This is a genomic window from Streptococcus sp. DD10, assembly GCF_001578805.1.
Taxonomy (GTDB): Bacteria; Bacillota; Bacilli; order Lactobacillales; family Streptococcaceae; genus Streptococcus.
The window spans coordinates 1-442 of the sequence record NZ_KQ969203.1 but is presented as its reverse complement, the minus strand read 5'-3'; the positions used below and the strand labels follow the sequence as shown (position 1 = coordinate 442).

Genomic DNA, 442 nt, shown 5'->3' with positions numbered 1-442 from the left:
CCAACAAACTCATAACCATCCTTGATAATCGCCGTCAAACCACTATACGAAATTATTTTTTGAAGTATCCATTGAAAGCTCGACAAAAGGTCCAGTTTATCACAATGGATATGTCTCGAACTTATATACCACTGGCACGTAGACTCTTTCAAAAGGACAGCCGTATGTTATCTCTCAACTCTTTAATTTCAAACTGTCTTTAGGACTTTTCTTAAATACAAACAATACATCAAAAATGCATTAGAAGCTGATTATTCAAACGCAAAACTTGAAGTAACTAACAAATTATTCAAAGATATCAAACGGTTGGGATTCTGATTTAGAAATTTCATCAACTTTAGAAAGCGTGTTTTCATTGCTCTAAACATACAAAAAGAGAAGACCAATTCGGTCTTCTCTAGATGTTAGCTTTTCATCAACCTACTACAGTTGATAAAGAGCC

The 442-nt window shown here is 33.9% G+C and carries 1 pseudogene; it reads left to right on the top strand.

Going from position 1 to position 442, the window contains the following annotated elements:
* Positions 1 to 408, top strand: a pseudogene (locus STRDD10_RS10680) (transposase); the annotation flags it as partial.
* Positions 409 to 442 lie beyond the last annotated feature (34 nt).